Origin of the sequence: Aestuariibaculum lutulentum, assembly GCF_032926325.1 — a bacterium.
Classification (GTDB): domain Bacteria; phylum Bacteroidota; class Bacteroidia; order Flavobacteriales; family Flavobacteriaceae; genus Aestuariibaculum; species Aestuariibaculum lutulentum.
In genome coordinates, this window is the sequence record NZ_CP136709.1 from 3036885 (window position 1) to 3054129 (window position 17245).

At 35.0% G+C, this 17245-nt stretch carries 11 protein-coding genes; all 11 read left to right on the plus strand.

The window, feature by feature from the left end; translation table 11 throughout:
- Nucleotides 1-236: 236 nt before the first annotated feature.
- Genes R1X58_RS13035 through R1X58_RS13085 form a run of 11 tightly spaced genes read left to right on the plus strand, consistent with a single transcriptional unit; the run spans nucleotide 237 to nucleotide 17197 of the window.
- Complete coding sequence (locus R1X58_RS13035) at nucleotides 237-2006, plus strand: alpha-L-rhamnosidase-related protein (RefSeq protein ID WP_240574485.1); 1770 nt, start codon at nucleotides 237-239, stop codon at nucleotides 2004-2006.
- 6 nt (nucleotides 2007-2012) lie between these two features.
- Nucleotides 2013-3338, plus strand: a complete 1326-nt coding sequence (locus tag R1X58_RS13040; protein ID WP_240574483.1) for a family 43 glycosylhydrolase — start codon at nucleotides 2013-2015, stop codon at nucleotides 3336-3338.
- A gap of 18 nt (nucleotides 3339-3356) precedes the next feature.
- Nucleotides 3357-4235 (plus strand): alpha/beta hydrolase, encoded by an 879-nt coding sequence (locus R1X58_RS13045; protein WP_240574481.1) that lies wholly within the window; start codon nucleotides 3357-3359, stop codon nucleotides 4233-4235.
- A gap of 55 nt (nucleotides 4236-4290) precedes the next feature.
- Nucleotides 4291-4956: a LamG domain-containing protein gene (locus tag R1X58_RS13050; RefSeq protein ID WP_240574470.1), complete on the plus strand. Its 666-nt coding sequence runs from the start codon at nucleotides 4291-4293 to the stop codon at nucleotides 4954-4956.
- A 44-nt stretch (nucleotides 4957-5000) separates the two neighbouring features.
- A complete protein-coding gene (locus R1X58_RS13055) occupies nucleotides 5001-8780 on the plus strand; it encodes a beta-galactosidase small subunit-related protein (protein ID WP_240574468.1) in 3780 nt (1259 codons plus the stop codon).
- 16 nt (nucleotides 8781-8796) lie between these two features.
- Nucleotides 8797-10941, plus strand: coding sequence for a hypothetical protein (locus tag R1X58_RS13060; RefSeq protein ID WP_240574466.1), 2145 nt, complete (start codon nucleotides 8797-8799; stop codon nucleotides 10939-10941).
- Nucleotides 10942-10971: 30 nt separating this feature from the next.
- Nucleotides 10972-13194: a glycoside hydrolase family 3 N-terminal domain-containing protein gene (locus R1X58_RS13065; protein ID WP_240574464.1), complete on the plus strand. Its 2223-nt coding sequence runs from the start codon at nucleotides 10972-10974 to the stop codon at nucleotides 13192-13194.
- 10 nt (nucleotides 13195-13204) lie between these two features.
- Nucleotides 13205-14065: an alpha/beta hydrolase gene (locus R1X58_RS13070; protein WP_255802933.1), complete on the plus strand. Its 861-nt coding sequence runs from the start codon at nucleotides 13205-13207 to the stop codon at nucleotides 14063-14065.
- A 32-nt stretch (nucleotides 14066-14097) separates the two neighbouring features.
- Complete coding sequence (locus R1X58_RS13075) at nucleotides 14098-14925, plus strand: SDR family oxidoreductase (RefSeq protein ID WP_240574461.1); 828 nt, start codon at nucleotides 14098-14100, stop codon at nucleotides 14923-14925.
- A 19-nt stretch (nucleotides 14926-14944) separates the two neighbouring features.
- Nucleotides 14945-16123: a mannonate dehydratase gene (gene uxuA, locus R1X58_RS13080; RefSeq protein ID WP_240574459.1), complete on the plus strand. Its 1179-nt coding sequence runs from the start codon at nucleotides 14945-14947 to the stop codon at nucleotides 16121-16123.
- Nucleotides 16124-16147: 24 nt separating this feature from the next.
- On the plus strand, nucleotides 16148-17197 hold the full coding sequence (locus tag R1X58_RS13085; protein ID WP_240574451.1) for a GntR family transcriptional regulator: 1050 nt from the start codon (nucleotides 16148-16150) through the stop codon (nucleotides 17195-17197).
- Nucleotides 17198-17245: the final 48 nt, after the last annotated feature.

The window sequence follows — 17245 nt, forward strand, 5'->3', positions numbered from 1 at the left end:
GTTCAAGTTGTTGTTAATCAATATCCTAAATAATGCGAACAGTGTTCCTAAACCAAATGAACGCATCTCTTATATGGGCGAGATTAGCTTTACTTGATTTAATTAATTGTTGGATATATTTGAGATAAAGGGTTTCAATTAGGTGGAATTTAAGTTGTAAATTAATTGTATTGAAACCAGCCCTAATGACCTGACCAGTCATTGTAAAAAACTAAATAAGATATTTAAACCGCATAATGAAAAACGTATTTACAATTATGATTTGTTTAGCTTTTGTATTGAAAGCAGAAGCTCAGCTACCTCCGGTATTTCAATCCATGGATACCGCATTAGTGAGAAGTACAAGTCTAACAACAAAATACATAACGCCATCTCGAATTGTCTGGAAAACGGATGAATCAGGAGAGTTTATAAAGAATTCAGAATATGTATTAAAACCTGGGTCAGGCCAAGCTGATTTGAGGAGGAATGATTTTTTAATGATTAGAAATGACAGTATTTCTAAGCATGGTATTATTCTGGACTTTGGAAGAGAAATTCAAGGCGGAATAGAAATAGTTCTTCCAAGGGGAAATATGAATCCAGCGGGAACATTACGTATTAGGTTTGGAGAGTCTGTGGCCGAAGTAATGAGTAATGTTGGTGAAAATGGAGCAACAAATGACCATGCCATAAGAGATTTTGAAATTTTAGTTCCTAAACTAGGTAGGATAAATGTTGGAGAATCAGGTTTCCGATTTGTTCGTATTGACTTAGTTGACCCAAATTCACGAGTTTTTATTAAAGAAATAAGTGCTGTATTTAGGTATAGAGATATTCCTTATAAAGGTTCTTTTAAATGTAATGACCAAAGGCTCAATGATATTTGGATGACAGGTGCATATACAGTTCATTTAAACATGCAGGACTATTTGTGGGATGGGATTAAAAGAGATCGATTAATTTGGGTTGGAGACATGCATCCAGAAGTTATGACTATTAATTCTGTGTTTGGATATAATGAAGTCGTGCCTAAAACATTAGATTTTGTTAAAAAACAAACGCCATTACCAAATTATATGAATGGCATTGGGTCATATTCCATTTGGTGGATTCTTATTCAAAGAGACTGGTATTATTATCAGGGAGATTTAGAATACCTTAAAAAACAAAAGGAATATTTAACAGGATTATTAAATCAGCTATCGGATAAAATAAAAGAGGATGGTAGTGAAAGTTTAGATGGAGAACGCTTTTTAGACTGGCCATCAAGTGAAAATAAAGATGCTATTCATGCTGGACTTCATTCGCTTATGTTATTAGGGTTTGAAGCAGGTAAAGAGCTAAGTGAAATTCTAGGAGATAAGGAGACAGTACAATTATGTGAGGCTTCAGTTAAAAAATTGAAAAAACACACCCCATCAATGGCAGGGTCAAAACAGGCAGCCGCATTATTAGCTATGGCGAATTTGGTTTCTCCGGAAGTTTCAAATAAAAGCATGTTAGCTCAAAATGGTGTAAAGAATATGTCAACTTTTTATGGGTATTATATGCTTATAGCAAGAGCTATGGCAGGCGACTATCAAGGAGCTATAGATAATATTCGTGAATATTGGGGAGCTATGTTAGATTTAGGTGCGACCACGTTTTGGGAAGATTTTAATATAGATTGGAAAGAAAATGCAGCGCGTATTGATGAGGTTGTTCCGGACAATAAAGTTGATGTTCATGGTGAATATGGAGACTATTGTTACGTAGGTTACAGACATAGCCTATGTCATGGTTGGGCATCAGGCCCTACGGCATGGTTAAGTCGTTATGTTTTGGGGGTTAATGTCGTTGATCCGGGATGCAAGAAGATAGTTATTGAACCACATTTAGGTGATTTAAATTGGGTGGAAGGCACCTTCCCAACCCCTTATGGATTGTTAGAGTTAAGACATGAAAAATTACCGAATGGATCTGTGAAAACAACTTATAAAAAACCTCAGGAGATAGAAGTTGAATTAGTTAATTCAAACGAATAGATCTTTATGGCTTACTCAAAATATTATATAGCTCTTGTTTTAAGTTTCTTGTTTTCTAAAACTATTGAAGCACAAAATCCTATAGTACCATCAGGAGTATATTTTGCTGACCCTTCGGCTAAAGTTTGGAACGATGGCAAGTTATATGTTTATGGCTCAAAAGATGAGAGCACAGAGTATTACTGCTCTAATAGCTATGATATTTTAAGTACTTCAGATTTAGTTAATTGGGAGGTAAGTTCAAATTCATTTTCTTCAAAAGGAGATAGTGATCAGGTAGCTTATAATGATGCTTATTTATATGCGCCAGATTGCCAGTATAACAATGGGAGGTATTATTTATACTATTGTCTTTCTGATAAGAATTCTGCTGAGGGTGTAGCCATAAGTGAAAATCCACAAGGGCCATTTACTAAAGGAGTTAAACTAGATGTTGGCGGTATTGAAGAAATAGATCCATCAGTTTTTATTGATGATGATGGCCAAGCATATTACGTATGGGGGCAATTTAATGCTAAGATAGCTAAGTTAAGGCCTAACATGGTAGAAGTTGATACATCATCAATTGTTTCAAATATACTTACCGAAAACGAGCATTACTTCCATGAGGGAGCTTTTATGACCAAGAGAGATGGTCTTTATTACTTGGTTTATACAGATATAAGTCGAGCTAACAGACCAACTTGTATTGGCTATGCTACCAGTAAAAACCCAACAGGACCATATAAATATCAGGGAGTAATAATTGATAACGATAATTCAGACCCGTCGAACTGGAATAACCATGGATCAATAGTCGAGTTTAATAGTAACTGGTTTGTTTTTTATCACAGATCAACACACAATAGTAGTACAATGCGAAAAGCTTGTATAGAGCCAATTTTCTTTAATGAAGATGGAACAATTAACGAAGTAGAAATGACATCCCAAGGTGCAGGTCCTCCCTTGAATGCCTTTCTTAAAACTGAAGCGGAAAGAGCCTGTCTGTTGAATGGAAATGTTAGGATTGTTCTGTTTGAAGAAGGGAATGAAATGTTAACAGCTATTAATCCTTCAGATAATGTGGCTTATAAAAATTTTAATTTTAAAGGAGGAGCGAGTTCTATTGAAATGCGAATAAAACCTCTTAATGGAGGGACTGTTGTTATAAAACAAGATCAGCCTTGGGGACCTACCTTAGGAAGTTATACAATAAAAAAAGTTGAGAACTCAGAATGGATAGTAATAAACTTTCCAATAAAACCAATAGAAGGAGAACACGCTGTTTTTATAAGCTTTAGAGGAGAAGGTAAAGATCTTTTGGATTTGGATTGGTTTAAGTTTAATGAATAATCTCAAGAACAAATTATTATGAAATATTTTTTACTGGTTGCTATGCTTGTTTCTGTTACGCTTGGTAATTCGCAAGAGATTATACGGCTGTATGAAGGAAAAGCTCCGGGTTCTGAAAATTGGAATTATCAGGAAATTGAATTTTATAATTCAGGAACAAATACAAGAATGCTTAGGAATGTGGTAGATCCAACATTAGAAGTGTATGTTCCAGAAGAGTCAATAGCCAATGGAACAGCTGTAATAATTTGTCCTGGAGGAGGGAATGTATGGTTGTCTTATGAAAGTGAGGGAACTGCAGTTGCAGAGTGGTTAGTTAAAAAAGGGATTACGGCATTTGTTTTAAAATACAGACTTAATAAAACACCAATTGATAAATCTGAATTTAAGGAGTTCTGGAATAACTTTGGGAAGTCATTAAAAAAAGAAAAGGGTAAAAGAGAGGTGCCTGAAAAACCAGTTTTTTATGGTGGGGATGATGGTATTAAAGCTGTTCAGTATGTTCGAGAAAACAGTAAAAGCTTCGGTGTTGACCCCAATAAAATTGGAATGATTGGTTTTTCCGCAGGAGCAGGTGTAACCATGCATACTATCCTTAATGTTTCACCTGAAGATCAATTGAATTTTGCAGGATTAATTTATGGAGGATGGTTAAATGATGCCGAAGTACCAGCAAGTGTACCTCCAGTGTTTATTTTATGTGCTGCCGACGATTTTATTGCTGCTAATAGTCCGGAAGTTTTTAAGGCTTGGCGGGATGCTGGTAAATCAGCAGAACTTCATGTGTATTCTAAGGGAGGTCATGGTTTTGGAATGGATAAAAAGAACCTGCCTGTTGATAGTTGGATAGACAGATTTCATGAATGGTTAAGTCTTACAGTTTTGAAAGGAGAATAATCATTAATACTGAAAAATTAGAAAGAAATAATATTATAAAAACATTATACAAAATATGAAACGTGTTAGTCACTATGTAATGAATCTCTCTTTAGTTTTGATGTTTATCTCCTGTTCAGGGGTTAGTCGAGATAATGGTAAGATAGTTTGGGTAATGTCAGATTTGCTTCAATCTAAAGAGGGCGTTTTAGTGAATGGAAACCCTAAATTGATAGAATCACCATATGGTAAAGCTGTTGAGTTTGATGGTGTGGATGATGCTTTGTTTTTAGAAGATATGCCCATAAAAAACCTTAATGAATTTACAGTTGAAATGATTATTCGATTTGATAAAGGTGGTTTTGAGGAGCAACGCTATTTTCATACCGGTACAGTTAGTAAAGATCGTTCACTAATGGAAATGCGATCAGGTGAAGATACCTGGTATCTGGACGGCATGTTTGAATCTAAAGAAAAATGGGTGGTCTTAATGTCACCAGAATATTCCCATCCTTTAGGGGAGTGGTATCATATTGCTTTTACAGTTAAAGATGGGGAACAAGCCACTTATGTTAATGGAAAAAAGGAATTGGAAGGAAATGTTGAATATAAGCCAATAACAGAAGGACAAACCTCTATAGGTGTACGCCAAAATAAACTGTCTTGGTTTAAAGGAGCTATATATAGCATTACAATTACAGACAAGTATTTAAACTCCAAAGACTTTACAGGTATAAAATAACCAATATCAAAACTAAAAGAGACTAAAAATAAAAAGAGCTAATAATGAGAAGAATAACTTTACTAACAGTTTTCCTAATTAATATTACAGGGGTATTGGCCCAGGAAGGAGGTTTTCTAAATAATTTATCTAGTTATATAGAAAATACCGATGTTTTTGAAAAGGGACAGGAAGAAGCAAGGGCTTTTAATATTCCTAAAAAAAATATTTTACTTAACGGAGACTGGAAGTTTATGTATAGTGATGTTCCAGAAGGGATACCAGGGGATTTCTATAAAGATGATTTTGACGATACAAATTGGGACGATATTTCTGTGCCCTCAAATTGGGAAATGCATGGGTACGGTGATAGAATGTTTAGAAATATAGGCTTAGGTTATGAATTTGTAGAAAATAAGGAGAGTAAAAAAAATGCAAGTGAATTTGCTATTGTTCTTCCGGAGGTTCCTAAAGAATACAACCCTACAGGTGCTTACAGGAAATCTTTTAACCTACCACAAGATTGGAATGGAGATGAAGTGTTTTTACATTTAGAGAAAGTAGCTTCAGCATCTTTCGTATGGGTAAATGGTCAGGAAGTAGGCTATAATGAAGGAGCGCACGAGCCGTCAGAATATAATATCACATCTTATCTAAAACCAGGTGAAAATACCATTGCGATTTTTGTTTTGAAATTTTCAGATGGATACTACTTAGAAGGACAAGATTATTGGAGATTGGCAGGTGTTTTTGATGATGTTTGGGTATATGCAACGCCTAAAGTAAGACTTTTTGATTGGCAGGTTATCACCGATTTTGATGAAACTTATACAGATTCTAAACTTTCGATAAATCTTGATATTAAAAATTATGGTCAGAAAATAAATAATTACAAGGTTCAGGCTATTTTGCAAAAAAATGGAAAAAATATTTCGGTTTTAAAAAGCTCAAAATTCAGTTTGAATAAAGGAAAACAAACCATTAATCTAAATGAATTAATAAAAAAACCTCTTAAATGGACACCTGATACACCTGTTCTATATGACTTAAAATTACAGTTATTAGATAGCTCGGGTGAAGTTGTAGATCAGATTGATACCAGAATGGGTTTTCAAAAAACTGAAATTCGAGGTAATGTTTTTTATTTCAATGGTCTGCCAATAAAGCTTAATGGAACAAATACCCATATGCAACATCCTGAGATGGGACATGTAGTCGATGAGGCTACAATCAGAAAGGATATGGAAATTTTAAAACAATTTAATTTCAATCTTGTTCGCATTTCACACTATATCCCGGTAAATCGATATTTAGAACTAGCTGATGAATATGGTCTGTTCATTGTTGATGAGGTAGGTAATGAGTGTCATGCTACTCAATTCGTCTCAGATATGCCAGAGTATACAGAAATGTATAAAGATAGAACTAGAAAAGCTGTTCTTAGAGATCGTAATCATCCAAGTATTTTGTTTTGGAGTGCCGGAAATGAAAGTGGTGAAGGCATGAATATTACAGAAGTTGTTAAGGAAGGAAAAAAGCTGGATCCAACGAGATTGTGGATGTATGGAGGAAATGATATGGTTCACCCGGCAGAGGATATTATTGGGCCTCGTTATCCGTCACCAATGCAGGAAGAAATCAACCTGGGTTTAGATACAACAGATAGTCGTCCTTCATTTATGGATGAATATTTATCGGTTACAGGTAATGGAGGAGGAGCATTGGATGAATATTGGAGAGGAATTTATACACACCCAAGAGTTATGGGAGGTGCTATTTGGGATTTCGTAAGTAATGGACTTACAGATAATGTTCGTATTCTAAAGGACAAATCTCCATATAATACACCTTTGCATGCCATGGGTAATTCAAAACTTGTAGATAGTGAATCAAGTAAAGTGCTTGACCTGAATGGACATGATGAATGGGTAGAAGTTTATAGAAATAACAATTTAGAAATTTCTGGAGATCAACTATCGATATCTATGGATGTATATCCAAGACCTCTTAATAGTAGTTCCGGGTCATTTTTAACTAAAGGAAGTAACCAATTTGGTTTAGTACAAAATGGAAATGATTCTTTGGATTTTTACATTTTCACAAAAGCCAAACATGTATTAAGTGCCGATTTACCATCAGATTGGGAGAATAACTGGCATAACATAGCAGCAGTTTATGATGGTAAACAAATGAAATTGTTTATTGATAAAGTTGAGGTAGCTGTTAAGTCTGTAAGTGGTAATATTAAAAATTTACCTTTCCCTGTAAATATTGGAAGAAATGCAGAAATACATACTCAGGATACTAAGGTTTATATATGTGATGCTCAGATTGATAATGTTAGAGTATTAGATAAGGCTGTAAATCCAACAGAAGAAATTAATGTTTCAGATACTGTTTTATGGTTGGATTTTGAAGAAGAAAGTAATGGAGGGACTTATTACAGCAATGGTATGGCCGCAAGAACCTATGGTAGTATTTGGCCAGATCGCCAGCCTCAACCAGAATTATGGCAAATGAAAAAATCTCCACAACCTTTATCATTTAGATTATTAAACAACGATAAAGGAATTGTTGAGGTGTGGAATAGAAGTGATTTTACAAATGCTTCTTTTTGGAAAACTACTTGGACATTAACAGAAGATGATAAAGTGCTTCAAGAAGGAGTTATAGATCTGGATTTACAGCCTAGATCGAGACTGACTACAATAATAAATTATACAAAGCCTAACATTATTCCTGGAAAAGAATATAGACTAAATATTAGTTCCGTTTTAAGAAAAGATGAGATATGGGCAGTAAAGGGGCATGAGGTTTCATGGGATCAATTTGAATTAAAACACTGGAATGTTTTAAAAACAAAATCTTACGAGACTGATGCTTCAATATCTCTTAAAAATCAGGAAGGAGATTATGTAATCCACGGAGATAATTTTACCTACCTATTGGATAAGACTACAGGAGAATTAAAGTCTATGGTTGTTAATGGAAAAGAATTACTCGTAGCTCCTATTAAATTAAATGTATGGAGAGCCCCGGTTAATAACCAAAATGACAGATGGGCTGGTTATAGTTTCATCGCACCATCATGGAAACCTGAATATGGAAGAACTATGGCAACGGATTTATATTCTAATGGTATCGATCAACTGGATTTTATTCCATTAGAAGTTAGAGCAAATGAAGCAGATGGAGTGGTTTCAATTTATGTTCGAGAAGTAGCTCTTACACGTCAGGATAGTAAAGCCTCTTCCTTAGATTTTCTTATTGAGGGAGGAGCAGCAGGGCAATTAGGAGGCTTTGAAAGTATTTATGAGTATAGTTTCTATGGAGATGGTCTTGTAGAGGTTAACCATCAGGTGATGCCACAAGGTAAAATGCCGCAGCTTCTACCAAGAATAGGAATATCTCTGATGTTGGATAATAGCTATGATCAGGTAGAATGGTACGGTAGAGGTCCTCAGGAGAATTATCCTGACAGAAAGACTGGATATAAATTGGGAATTTACAATTCTACTGTAGATAATATGTTTGAGCCTTATTTAGTGCCTCAGGATTACGGGTTAAGAATGGATAATCGTTATTTAAGAATGACTGATAAAGAAGGGAATGGTCTAGAATTTTCAATGAATGATCACTTCAATTTCAATGCGCATGCATTTACAACAGAGAATATAACAAAAGCACTGTACGCATTTCAATTAAAAAAGGCGGAAGGTATAACTCTTAATTTAGATTATGACACCACTGGTGTTGGAGATACGTCGCAACCAGTTCTTAATTCTTATAGAGTATTTCCTAAAAAATACGAAAGAACCATAACAATTAAACCAATAAGCAACTAAGGTAAATTATCAAAATATGAAAACTTATAAATTTTCAATATTCAATAAAAATATAAAGGCTTTAAATATGCTTTTGCTTGTGTGTTTATCAATTTACTCTTGTAAAACAGACGACAAAAAAAAGCCTGATGAACCAATAGATCGCTATGCTTTGGTTACAAGACATAATATTAATTTGAATGATGTAAATGGACAAATTCCTTTAGGGAATGGAGAGTTTTGTTTTAATGCCGACGGAACAGGTTTGCAAACATTTGGAGGTAGTTCCATGTCTCATTGGGCTTGGCATTCATTTCCTCTTCCGGAAGGTATTTCAGCCGAAGATATACCTGAAACAGGTACCTTCCAACAGGGAAGAAATACAGGTCTTGATGAATTTCCTGAGGATAAATCAGAATTGCGGCAATGGATGTTTGATAATCCTCATAGTTACAACTTAGGAAGAATACGTTTAATCAGAACAGATGGTAATGAATTAGAAGAGAAAGATATTCAGAACATAGATAGAACCTATGATTTATGGTCTGGTGTTTTAACTTCAAGTTTTACCATAGATGGAGAACAAGTTAATGTTACAACTAGTGTCCACCCTGATAAAGATTTGGTTTCTGTTGATGTTGAGTCAGAATTGCTTAAAAAAGGTGTTTTACAAATAAGCATAGACTTTCCATATCCATCTATAAATAGAAGACTTGCTTGGGTAGGTGATTTCGATGAGCATCAAGGCAACAATACAATTTTATTGAATGACCCAAATGAGAGTAATCAGGCTGATTTTAAGAGAGAAATGGATGATGTTAGTTATTATGCAACGATTAATTGGAGCTCTGATACTGCTATTCAATTTGATAGTAATAAAGCTCCTAATACGTGTCAGTTAATAGCCGATAATACGAATAGTATTAAGTTTTCCTGTGCTTTTTCAAAAAGTCCAATATCATATAATTTGCCTGACGTAAATGAGACTAAAGCTTCAAGTGAAGCATATTGGCCATCTTTTTGGAAAAGTGGTGGGGCTATTGATTTATCTGAAAGTAAAGATCCAAGATGGAAGGAATTGGAGAGACGAATTGTGCTTTCACAATATTTAATGGCTGCACAATCTAAAGGAAGTAATCCTCCGGCAGAAGTTGGTTTAATGGGAATAGATTCTTGGAGAGGTCAGTTTCATATGGAAATGATTTGGTGGCATTTGTCACATTATGCTTTATGGGATAGATGGGATTTGCCTCAGGAAGCTCTTAATGTATATGAAAGATTTATTCCTTCTGCACGTGCTTTAGCAGAACAATTAGATTATAAAGGTTTAAAATGGCAAAAATCTGTTGGACCTGAAGGCCGAACAGCACCTTGGGTAGGCAATCAAATTTTGATTTGGAAACAACCACACCCAATCTTTTTTGCAGAGTTAGATTATAGATTAAATCCCAATAAGGAAACTCTTGAGCGATGGGCTGAAATTATTGACGGAACCGCGGAGCATATGGTAGATTATGCCGTTCGAGATGAAGAGACAGGAGTATATCATTTAGAACCAGTCATGCCTCCTAGCGAGCAGGGTGTAACTAAAGACGATATTTTTGATTTGGCCTATTGGAAATGGGGGTTAGAACATGCTCAAATTTGGAGGGAGCGTATGGGGTTAGAACGTAACCCTGATTGGGAAGATGTTTTAGCTAATCTTGAAGAATTACCTGTAAAGGATGGCTTATATCTTCATTCTAAAGAATGGGAAGATACCTATACAGAGCGTAACTGGGAACACCCTAATACCGTAGGAGTTTGGGGAATGTTGCCTCCAAATGATACTATGGATTATGAAACGGCTCATCGAAGTTTACTTAAAGTTTGGGAAACCTGGGAATGGAAGCGCTGTTGGGGTTGGGATTTTCCATGGACTGCCATGGCAGCTGCTCGTTTAGGTGAACCAAAAATGGCAGTAGATGCTTTACTTATTGATGCCGGTACGAAAAATTATTACGACGAAAGAGGGGTGTGTACCGGAGGGCCTTGTCCATATTTACCTGGTAACGGAGGACTATTGTATGCTGTTGCTATGATGGCAGCTGGATGGGATGGAGCTCCAGACAAACATGCGCCAGGATTTCCTGATGATGGAAGTTGGACAGTGAAATGGGAAGGTCTACATCCCGCGCCATAATTTAATTGATTGCTTTTTATGAAAAAATATATGAAATACCGTAAAGCAATTATAGCTGTAATTGGTTTTTGTTTGCTAACAGAATTTGGATGTGGTTCTTCTGAAGAGAAGAGTTCAGATTTGGTTGTTTACAAAAATCAAGAAGCTCCAATAGAAGATAGAGTAAGAGATTTATTGGGAAGGATGACACTTGAAGAGAAGGTTTATCAATTAAATCAGGTGGCTTTTGGAAAACATATGACAGCGAATAATATTGGTGGAGAAATGGCTAAGGTTTCACCATTGATAGGTTCTATAATTTATGTGAATCAAGATCCAAATCTTAGAAACGATTTGCAGAAGAAGGCAATGGAGAAGTCACGTTTAGGCATCCCAATAATTTTTGCCAACGATATAATACATGGGTTTAAAACAATTTATCCCATTTCCTTAGCTCAGGCATGTTCATGGAATCCTGAATTGGTTGAACAAGCTTGTGCAATGGCAGCCAAAGAGTCAAAAGTTTCGGGCATCGATTGGACATTTTCTCCAATGGTAGATGTCGCTCGTGATCCGAGATGGGGAAGAGTTGCTGAAGGATATGGTGAAGACCCTTATACAAATGCTGTTTTTTCTAAAGCTTCAGTAAAGGGATATCAAGGTAATGATTTGGCAGATGAGAACTCCATTGCCGCATGTTTAAAGCATTATGTTGGATATGGCGCTTCAGAGGGAGGCCAGGATTATATATACACCGAAATTTCAAAACAAACACTTTGGGATACCTATTTGCCATCTTTTGAAGCAGGAGTTAATGCGGGAGCAGCGACTGTTATGAGCGGTTTTAACGACATTAGTGGGGTGCCAGCTAGTGCAAATTATTATACGTTAACTGAAATACTCAAAGAAAAATGGGAAATGGATGGTTTTGTAGTGTCGGATTGGAACTCAGTCAAACAACTAATAAACCAAGGTGTTGCTGGTTCAGATAAGGAAGCTACTTTAAAAGCAATTAATGCAGGTGTTGATATGGATATGGCTGATCGACTTTATCTTGACCATATTTCTGATTTAGTAAAAGAAAACAAGGTTTCGATAAATCGTGTAGATGATGCAGTTAGCAGGGTTTTAAAGCTTAAATTTCAACTAGGTTTATTTGATAAACCATATGTTCCTATAATTCGTGAGAATAATCGTTATCTGCTCCCTGAGTATATTTCAACAGCTGAAAAATTGGCTGAAGAAACCATGGTGCTACTAAAGAACTCAGATAATATTCTTCCTTTGGATAACAAAGTTTCTTCTTTAGCAGTTTTAGGACCGATGGCTAAAAATCAAGAAGATCTTTTGGGGTCATGGTCTGCTTATGGCGATGCCAAGGATGTGGAAAGTATTTATAAAGCAATAGAATCTGAGTTTGTACAATCTAAAATATTTTATGCTCAGGGCTGTGATTTTGATGGCAATGATACTTCTGGATATACTGAAGCTATTAACGTAGCTAGAAAGGCTGAGGTAGTCGTTGTTTGTTTAGGAGAAAAAAAATCGTGGAGTGGTGAAAATGCTTCACGTTCTACAATTTCCCTTCCAAAAATTCAGGAGGACTTACTTTTAAAACTAAGTGAATTAGGGAAACCTATTGTTTTATTATTATCAAATGGGAGACCATTAGATTTAAGCCGCTTAGCTCCGCTTTCTGATGGGATTATCGAAATGTGGCAACCTGGAGTTATTGGAGGGAAACCAGTTGCTGGTATTCTATCAGGAAGAATTAACCCTTCAGGAAAACTTGCGATGACTTTTCCTTTTTCTACAGGACAAATACCTATCTACTATAATATGAGGAAAAAGGCACGTCCCACGTCAGGTATGTATCAGGATATTACAAAAGAGCCTCTTTATGGTTTTACTCATGGATTAAGCTATTCAAACTTTAAATATGGAGATTTAAAATCTTCAAAAACTAACCTGAGGAAAGATGAAAATCTAATAATTGAAATTCCGGTAACCAATGCATCTAATGTTGATGGGGCAGATGTTGTGCATTGGTTTGTTTCGGACCCTGTTTGTTCAATTTCAAGACCTAACAAGGAGTTAAAGTTTTTTGAGAAAAAATCAATTAAGGCAGGAAAGACAGAAGTTTTTGAATTTCATCTGAATCCTATTCGCGATTTAAGTTTTGTCGATAGTTCTGGGAATAAAATACTTGAATCAGGTGAGTATCATATTTCTGTTGACAATAAAAAAATAGTAATTAACCTATTAGAAGAATAAAGAATTTAAAATGAAGATAATTATTGATTTAAGAATTTGGACTGCTATATTAATATTTAGCTGTCTGATTGGAAATAGTCAAGAAGTGATTCCTCTTTATAAAGATTCGATTCCACCAGGTTCGGAAATATTTACCTTAAAAGAAAGTGCTAGATTAGATGAAAATGGTGAAATTGTTACTATTAGAAATGTCTCTGTTCCTACGATTACTGTATATAAGCCAGAGCCAACTAAATCTACAGGAACAGCTCTGATTATATGTCCTGGAGGCGGATTTCAAGGTTTAGCTTATCAAACAGAAGGTACTGCGACTGCCAAATGGTGTTTAGAGAATGGAATTACAGCTGTTATCTTAAAATATCGATTAATGCCATTTCCTAATCCAGAATTGAATATAGCAAATCAAACCCAAAGAGATTCGATATTTACGCCTTATGTAAAACTAGCAGTTACTGATGGTTTAGAGGCTATAAAGTATGTTAGGAATCATTGTGATGATTATAACGTTGATCCAAACAAAATTGGAATAATAGGATATTCGGCAGGAGGAACGATTGTAAGTTCTGTAGCTCAAAATTATGATTCTGTAACTCGCCCAGATTTTGTAGTGCCTATTTATGCTTATTGTGGAGCAATTTTAGGAAATGATATTCCGGATGATGCGCCACCCATGTTTTTAGCCTGGGCTTCAGACGATGTTATTGCTAATGGAAACCCAAGACTATACGAGAAATGGAGAGATGCTGGAAAATCGATAGAAATGCATTGTTTTTATGATGGAGGCCATGGATTTTCAGTAAACAAACAAAATAAGTCATCTGATATTTGGACAACTCTTTTTAAAGATTGGATGATAAATCAAGGATTTTAATCAATAATTAACTAACCATAAATAAACTAATAATGAGTAAAGTAGTTGTAGTGACTGGAGCCGGAGGGGTGTTATGTAGCACAATAGCAATGGCATTTGCAGAAGAAGGACATAAAGTTGCTGTTTTAGATTTAAAACTAGATGCAGCCGAAGAAGTGGCTAATATGATAAAGTCAAAAGGAGGTGATGCTATAGGGGTGATGGCCGATGTTTTGAATGAAGAGTCGTTAAAAAAGGCAAAAGAAGAAGTGAATAAAACATTTGGATCATGTGACATTTTAGTCAATGGAGCAGGTGGAAATCACCCTTTAGGAACGACTTCAAATCCATATCTAAATATTGAGGATTTGGAAAATACAACAGAAGGGTTTAAAACGTTTTTCGATTTAGATCCAGAGGGAATTAAATTCGTTTTTAATTTAAATTTTATCGGAACATTATTACCAACACAGATTTTCGCTAAAGATATGATAGGAAAGAAAGGGTGTAGTATATTAAATATTTCGTCTATGAATGCTTTTACTCCATTGACAAAGATACCTGCTTATAGTGGAGCTAAAGCGGCAGTTTCAAACTTCACACAGTGGCTTGCGGTTCATTTAGCTAAAGTAGGGGTTAGAGTAAATGCATTAGCTCCTGGTTTTTTTCTAACTGATCAAAACAGAACTTTACTAACAAATGAAGATGGTAGTTTAACTCAAAGGGGACAACAAATAATTAATCAAACACCAATGGAACGTTACGGAGAACCTGAGGATTTAATTAGTACTACAATGTATTTATGTGATGAGAAATCATCCTTTGTAACTGGAGTTGTAATTCCAATCGATGGGGGATTTAGTGCTTATAGTGGAGTTTAATTAAAAAGGAAAATAGAAAATGGAACAAACATGGCGTTGGTACGGACCGAAAGATCCGGTGTCGTTATCAGATATAAAACAAGCGGGAGCAACAGGAATTGTGTCTGCACTGCATCACATTTCAAATGGAGAGGTTTGGACAGTTGAAGAAATAAACAAACGAAAAGAACTTATTGAAAATGCTGGGTTAACCTGGAGTGTTGTAGAAAGTATTCCGGTACATGAAAACATAAAAACACGTTCCGGGAATTTTCAAACTTATATTGAGAATTATAAGACCAGTATTGAAAATTTAGCAAGTTGTGGCATTACTATCGTATGCTACAATTTTATGCCAGTTTTAGATTGGACAAGGACGGATTTAGAATTTGAAGTAGCGGACGGGTCAAGAGCACTGCGTTTTGACGTTAATGCATTTGCTGCCTTTGAGTTGTATTTATTAAAACGACCTGGAGCAGAAGCAAAGTATTCTAAAGAACAGCAAGTCGAAGCTAAAGCCTATTTAGATACCTTGTCTGATGATCAAAAGGAAACTTTGGTTAAAAATATTATTGCAGGTTTACCAGGAGCAGAGGAAGGTTATACTTTAGAGCAATTTCAAACCATTTTAGATACATATAAAGATATCGATGCTCAAAAATTAAGAGAGAATTTGGTGTCGTTCTTAAAAGAGATTATTCCAGTGGCTTCAAAAAATGAGGTGTTAATGTGTATTCATCCGGATGATCCACCATATCCAATATTAGGATTACCACGTGTTGTTAGCACTGAAGAGGATTACGCTCATCTTTTCACGGAAGTGCCGGATAGATCAAATGGTATCACATTCTGTACAGGATCATTAGGAGTAAGAGCAGATAATGACTTGGTTAAAATTTTTAATCGATTTGCAGACCGTGTTCATTTCCTTCACCTCCGTAGTACGCAACGTGATGAGAAGGGTAATTTTTACGAAGCTAATCATTTAGAAGGCGATGTAGATATGTTTCGAGTTGTAAAAGCTGTTGTTCTTGAAGAGTATAGACGAAAAGCTTTGGGAATAAAGGATGCATTAATACCTATGAGGCCTGATCATGGACATCAAATGCTTGATGATTTAAACAAACGAACCAACCCTGGTTATTCAGGAATAGGAAGGCTAAGAGGTTTAGCCGAACTTCGAGGGTTGGAATTCGGAATCAGTAAGAGTTTGGCTTAATTATAACCCCTTAAAATTTCTACTATGAATCTACTTAAGGACTTAAATTTTAACACGGAGAATAAAACACCACTTTATTTACAAATAGCGAATTGTATTACTGATAATATAGCTAGAGGAAACATTAAAAATGATACAAAACTTCCTTCAATTAATGTTTTTAGTAAGCAGTATAATGTGTCAAGAGATACTGTAGAAAAGGCTTATAAGGTTTTAAAGTCAAAAAGTATTATTGTTGGTAAAAAGGGCCTAGGTTCTTTTATAAATACAAATGAACTTGTTTCTAAGGCTAGTGTTTTATTCTTGATTAATAAGTTGAGTCCTTATAAATTAAAAGTTTACGACGCTTTTATCAATAGAATAGGAGATGATTATCATACAGATTTTGAAGTTTATCATTGCAATGAATCTTTATTTTTAAGTTTAATAGATAAAAATTTAAACAAATACGACTATTATGTGATTATGCCTCATTTTAAAATACTTAGTCCTGAGGAGGCAAGTATTAAAAGTGAGTCCACCAAATTGATAAACAGTATTCCATCTAATAAAATTATATTACTGGATAACAATGACATGAATATTGATGGAGATATTATTGAGATTTATCAAGATTTTGAAAATGACATATATAGGTCACTAAAGGAAGGGTCTAATAAAATTAAAAAGTATAACAAAATCAATTTAATAATATCAAAGGGTGAAACTTATCCTTACCTAAACAAGATATGTAACGGTTTTATAAAATTTTGTAATGAGTTTTCATTTGATTTTAAAATTATAAACAAAGTGGATGAAAGTGAGATTATAGAACCTGGTAATTTGTTTATCACTATTACTGATGATCATTTAGTTAGTTTATTGGATTGTATTTCTGCAAATAAAGAATTAAATTTAGGAGAGAATGTAGGGGTTATATCGTACAATGAAACACCATTCAAGCGATTATTAAATATCGCGGTGATATCTACAAATTTTGTAAAAATGGGGGAGTCGGCGGCAAATATGATTCTTAATAATAAAAAAGGTAGAAGAAAAAACCCTTTTGTTTTTATTGATCGTAGTTCTGTTTGATTATGTTTAGGGGTGTTTTAAGTGTTTGTTATTCAGTGTCCTAGAATA

Bases quoted from the DNA above. Each gene is read 5' to 3' on its own strand.
- R1X58_RS13035 (WP_240574485.1), top strand. From the start codon at position 237: ATGAAAAACGTATTTACAATTATGATTTGTTTAGCTTTTGTATTGAAA.
- R1X58_RS13040 (WP_240574483.1), top strand. From the start codon at position 2,013: ATGGCTTACTCAAAATATTATATAGCTCTTGTTTTAAGTTTCTTGTTT.
- R1X58_RS13045 (WP_240574481.1), top strand. From the start codon at position 3,357: ATGAAATATTTTTTACTGGTTGCTATGCTTGTTTCTGTTACGCTTGGT.
- R1X58_RS13050 (WP_240574470.1), top strand. From the start codon at position 4,291: ATGAAACGTGTTAGTCACTATGTAATGAATCTCTCTTTAGTTTTGATG.
- R1X58_RS13055 (WP_240574468.1), top strand. From the start codon at position 5,001: ATGAGAAGAATAACTTTACTAACAGTTTTCCTAATTAATATTACAGGG.
- R1X58_RS13060 (WP_240574466.1), top strand. From the start codon at position 8,797: ATGAAAACTTATAAATTTTCAATATTCAATAAAAATATAAAGGCTTTA.
- R1X58_RS13065 (WP_240574464.1), top strand. From the start codon at position 10,972: ATGAAATACCGTAAAGCAATTATAGCTGTAATTGGTTTTTGTTTGCTA.
- R1X58_RS13070 (WP_255802933.1), top strand. From the start codon at position 13,205: ATGAAGATAATTATTGATTTAAGAATTTGGACTGCTATATTAATATTT.
- R1X58_RS13075 (WP_240574461.1), top strand. From the start codon at position 14,098: ATGAGTAAAGTAGTTGTAGTGACTGGAGCCGGAGGGGTGTTATGTAGC.
- uxuA (WP_240574459.1), top strand. From the start codon at position 14,945: ATGGAACAAACATGGCGTTGGTACGGACCGAAAGATCCGGTGTCGTTA.
- R1X58_RS13085 (WP_240574451.1), top strand. From the start codon at position 16,148: ATGAATCTACTTAAGGACTTAAATTTTAACACGGAGAATAAAACACCA.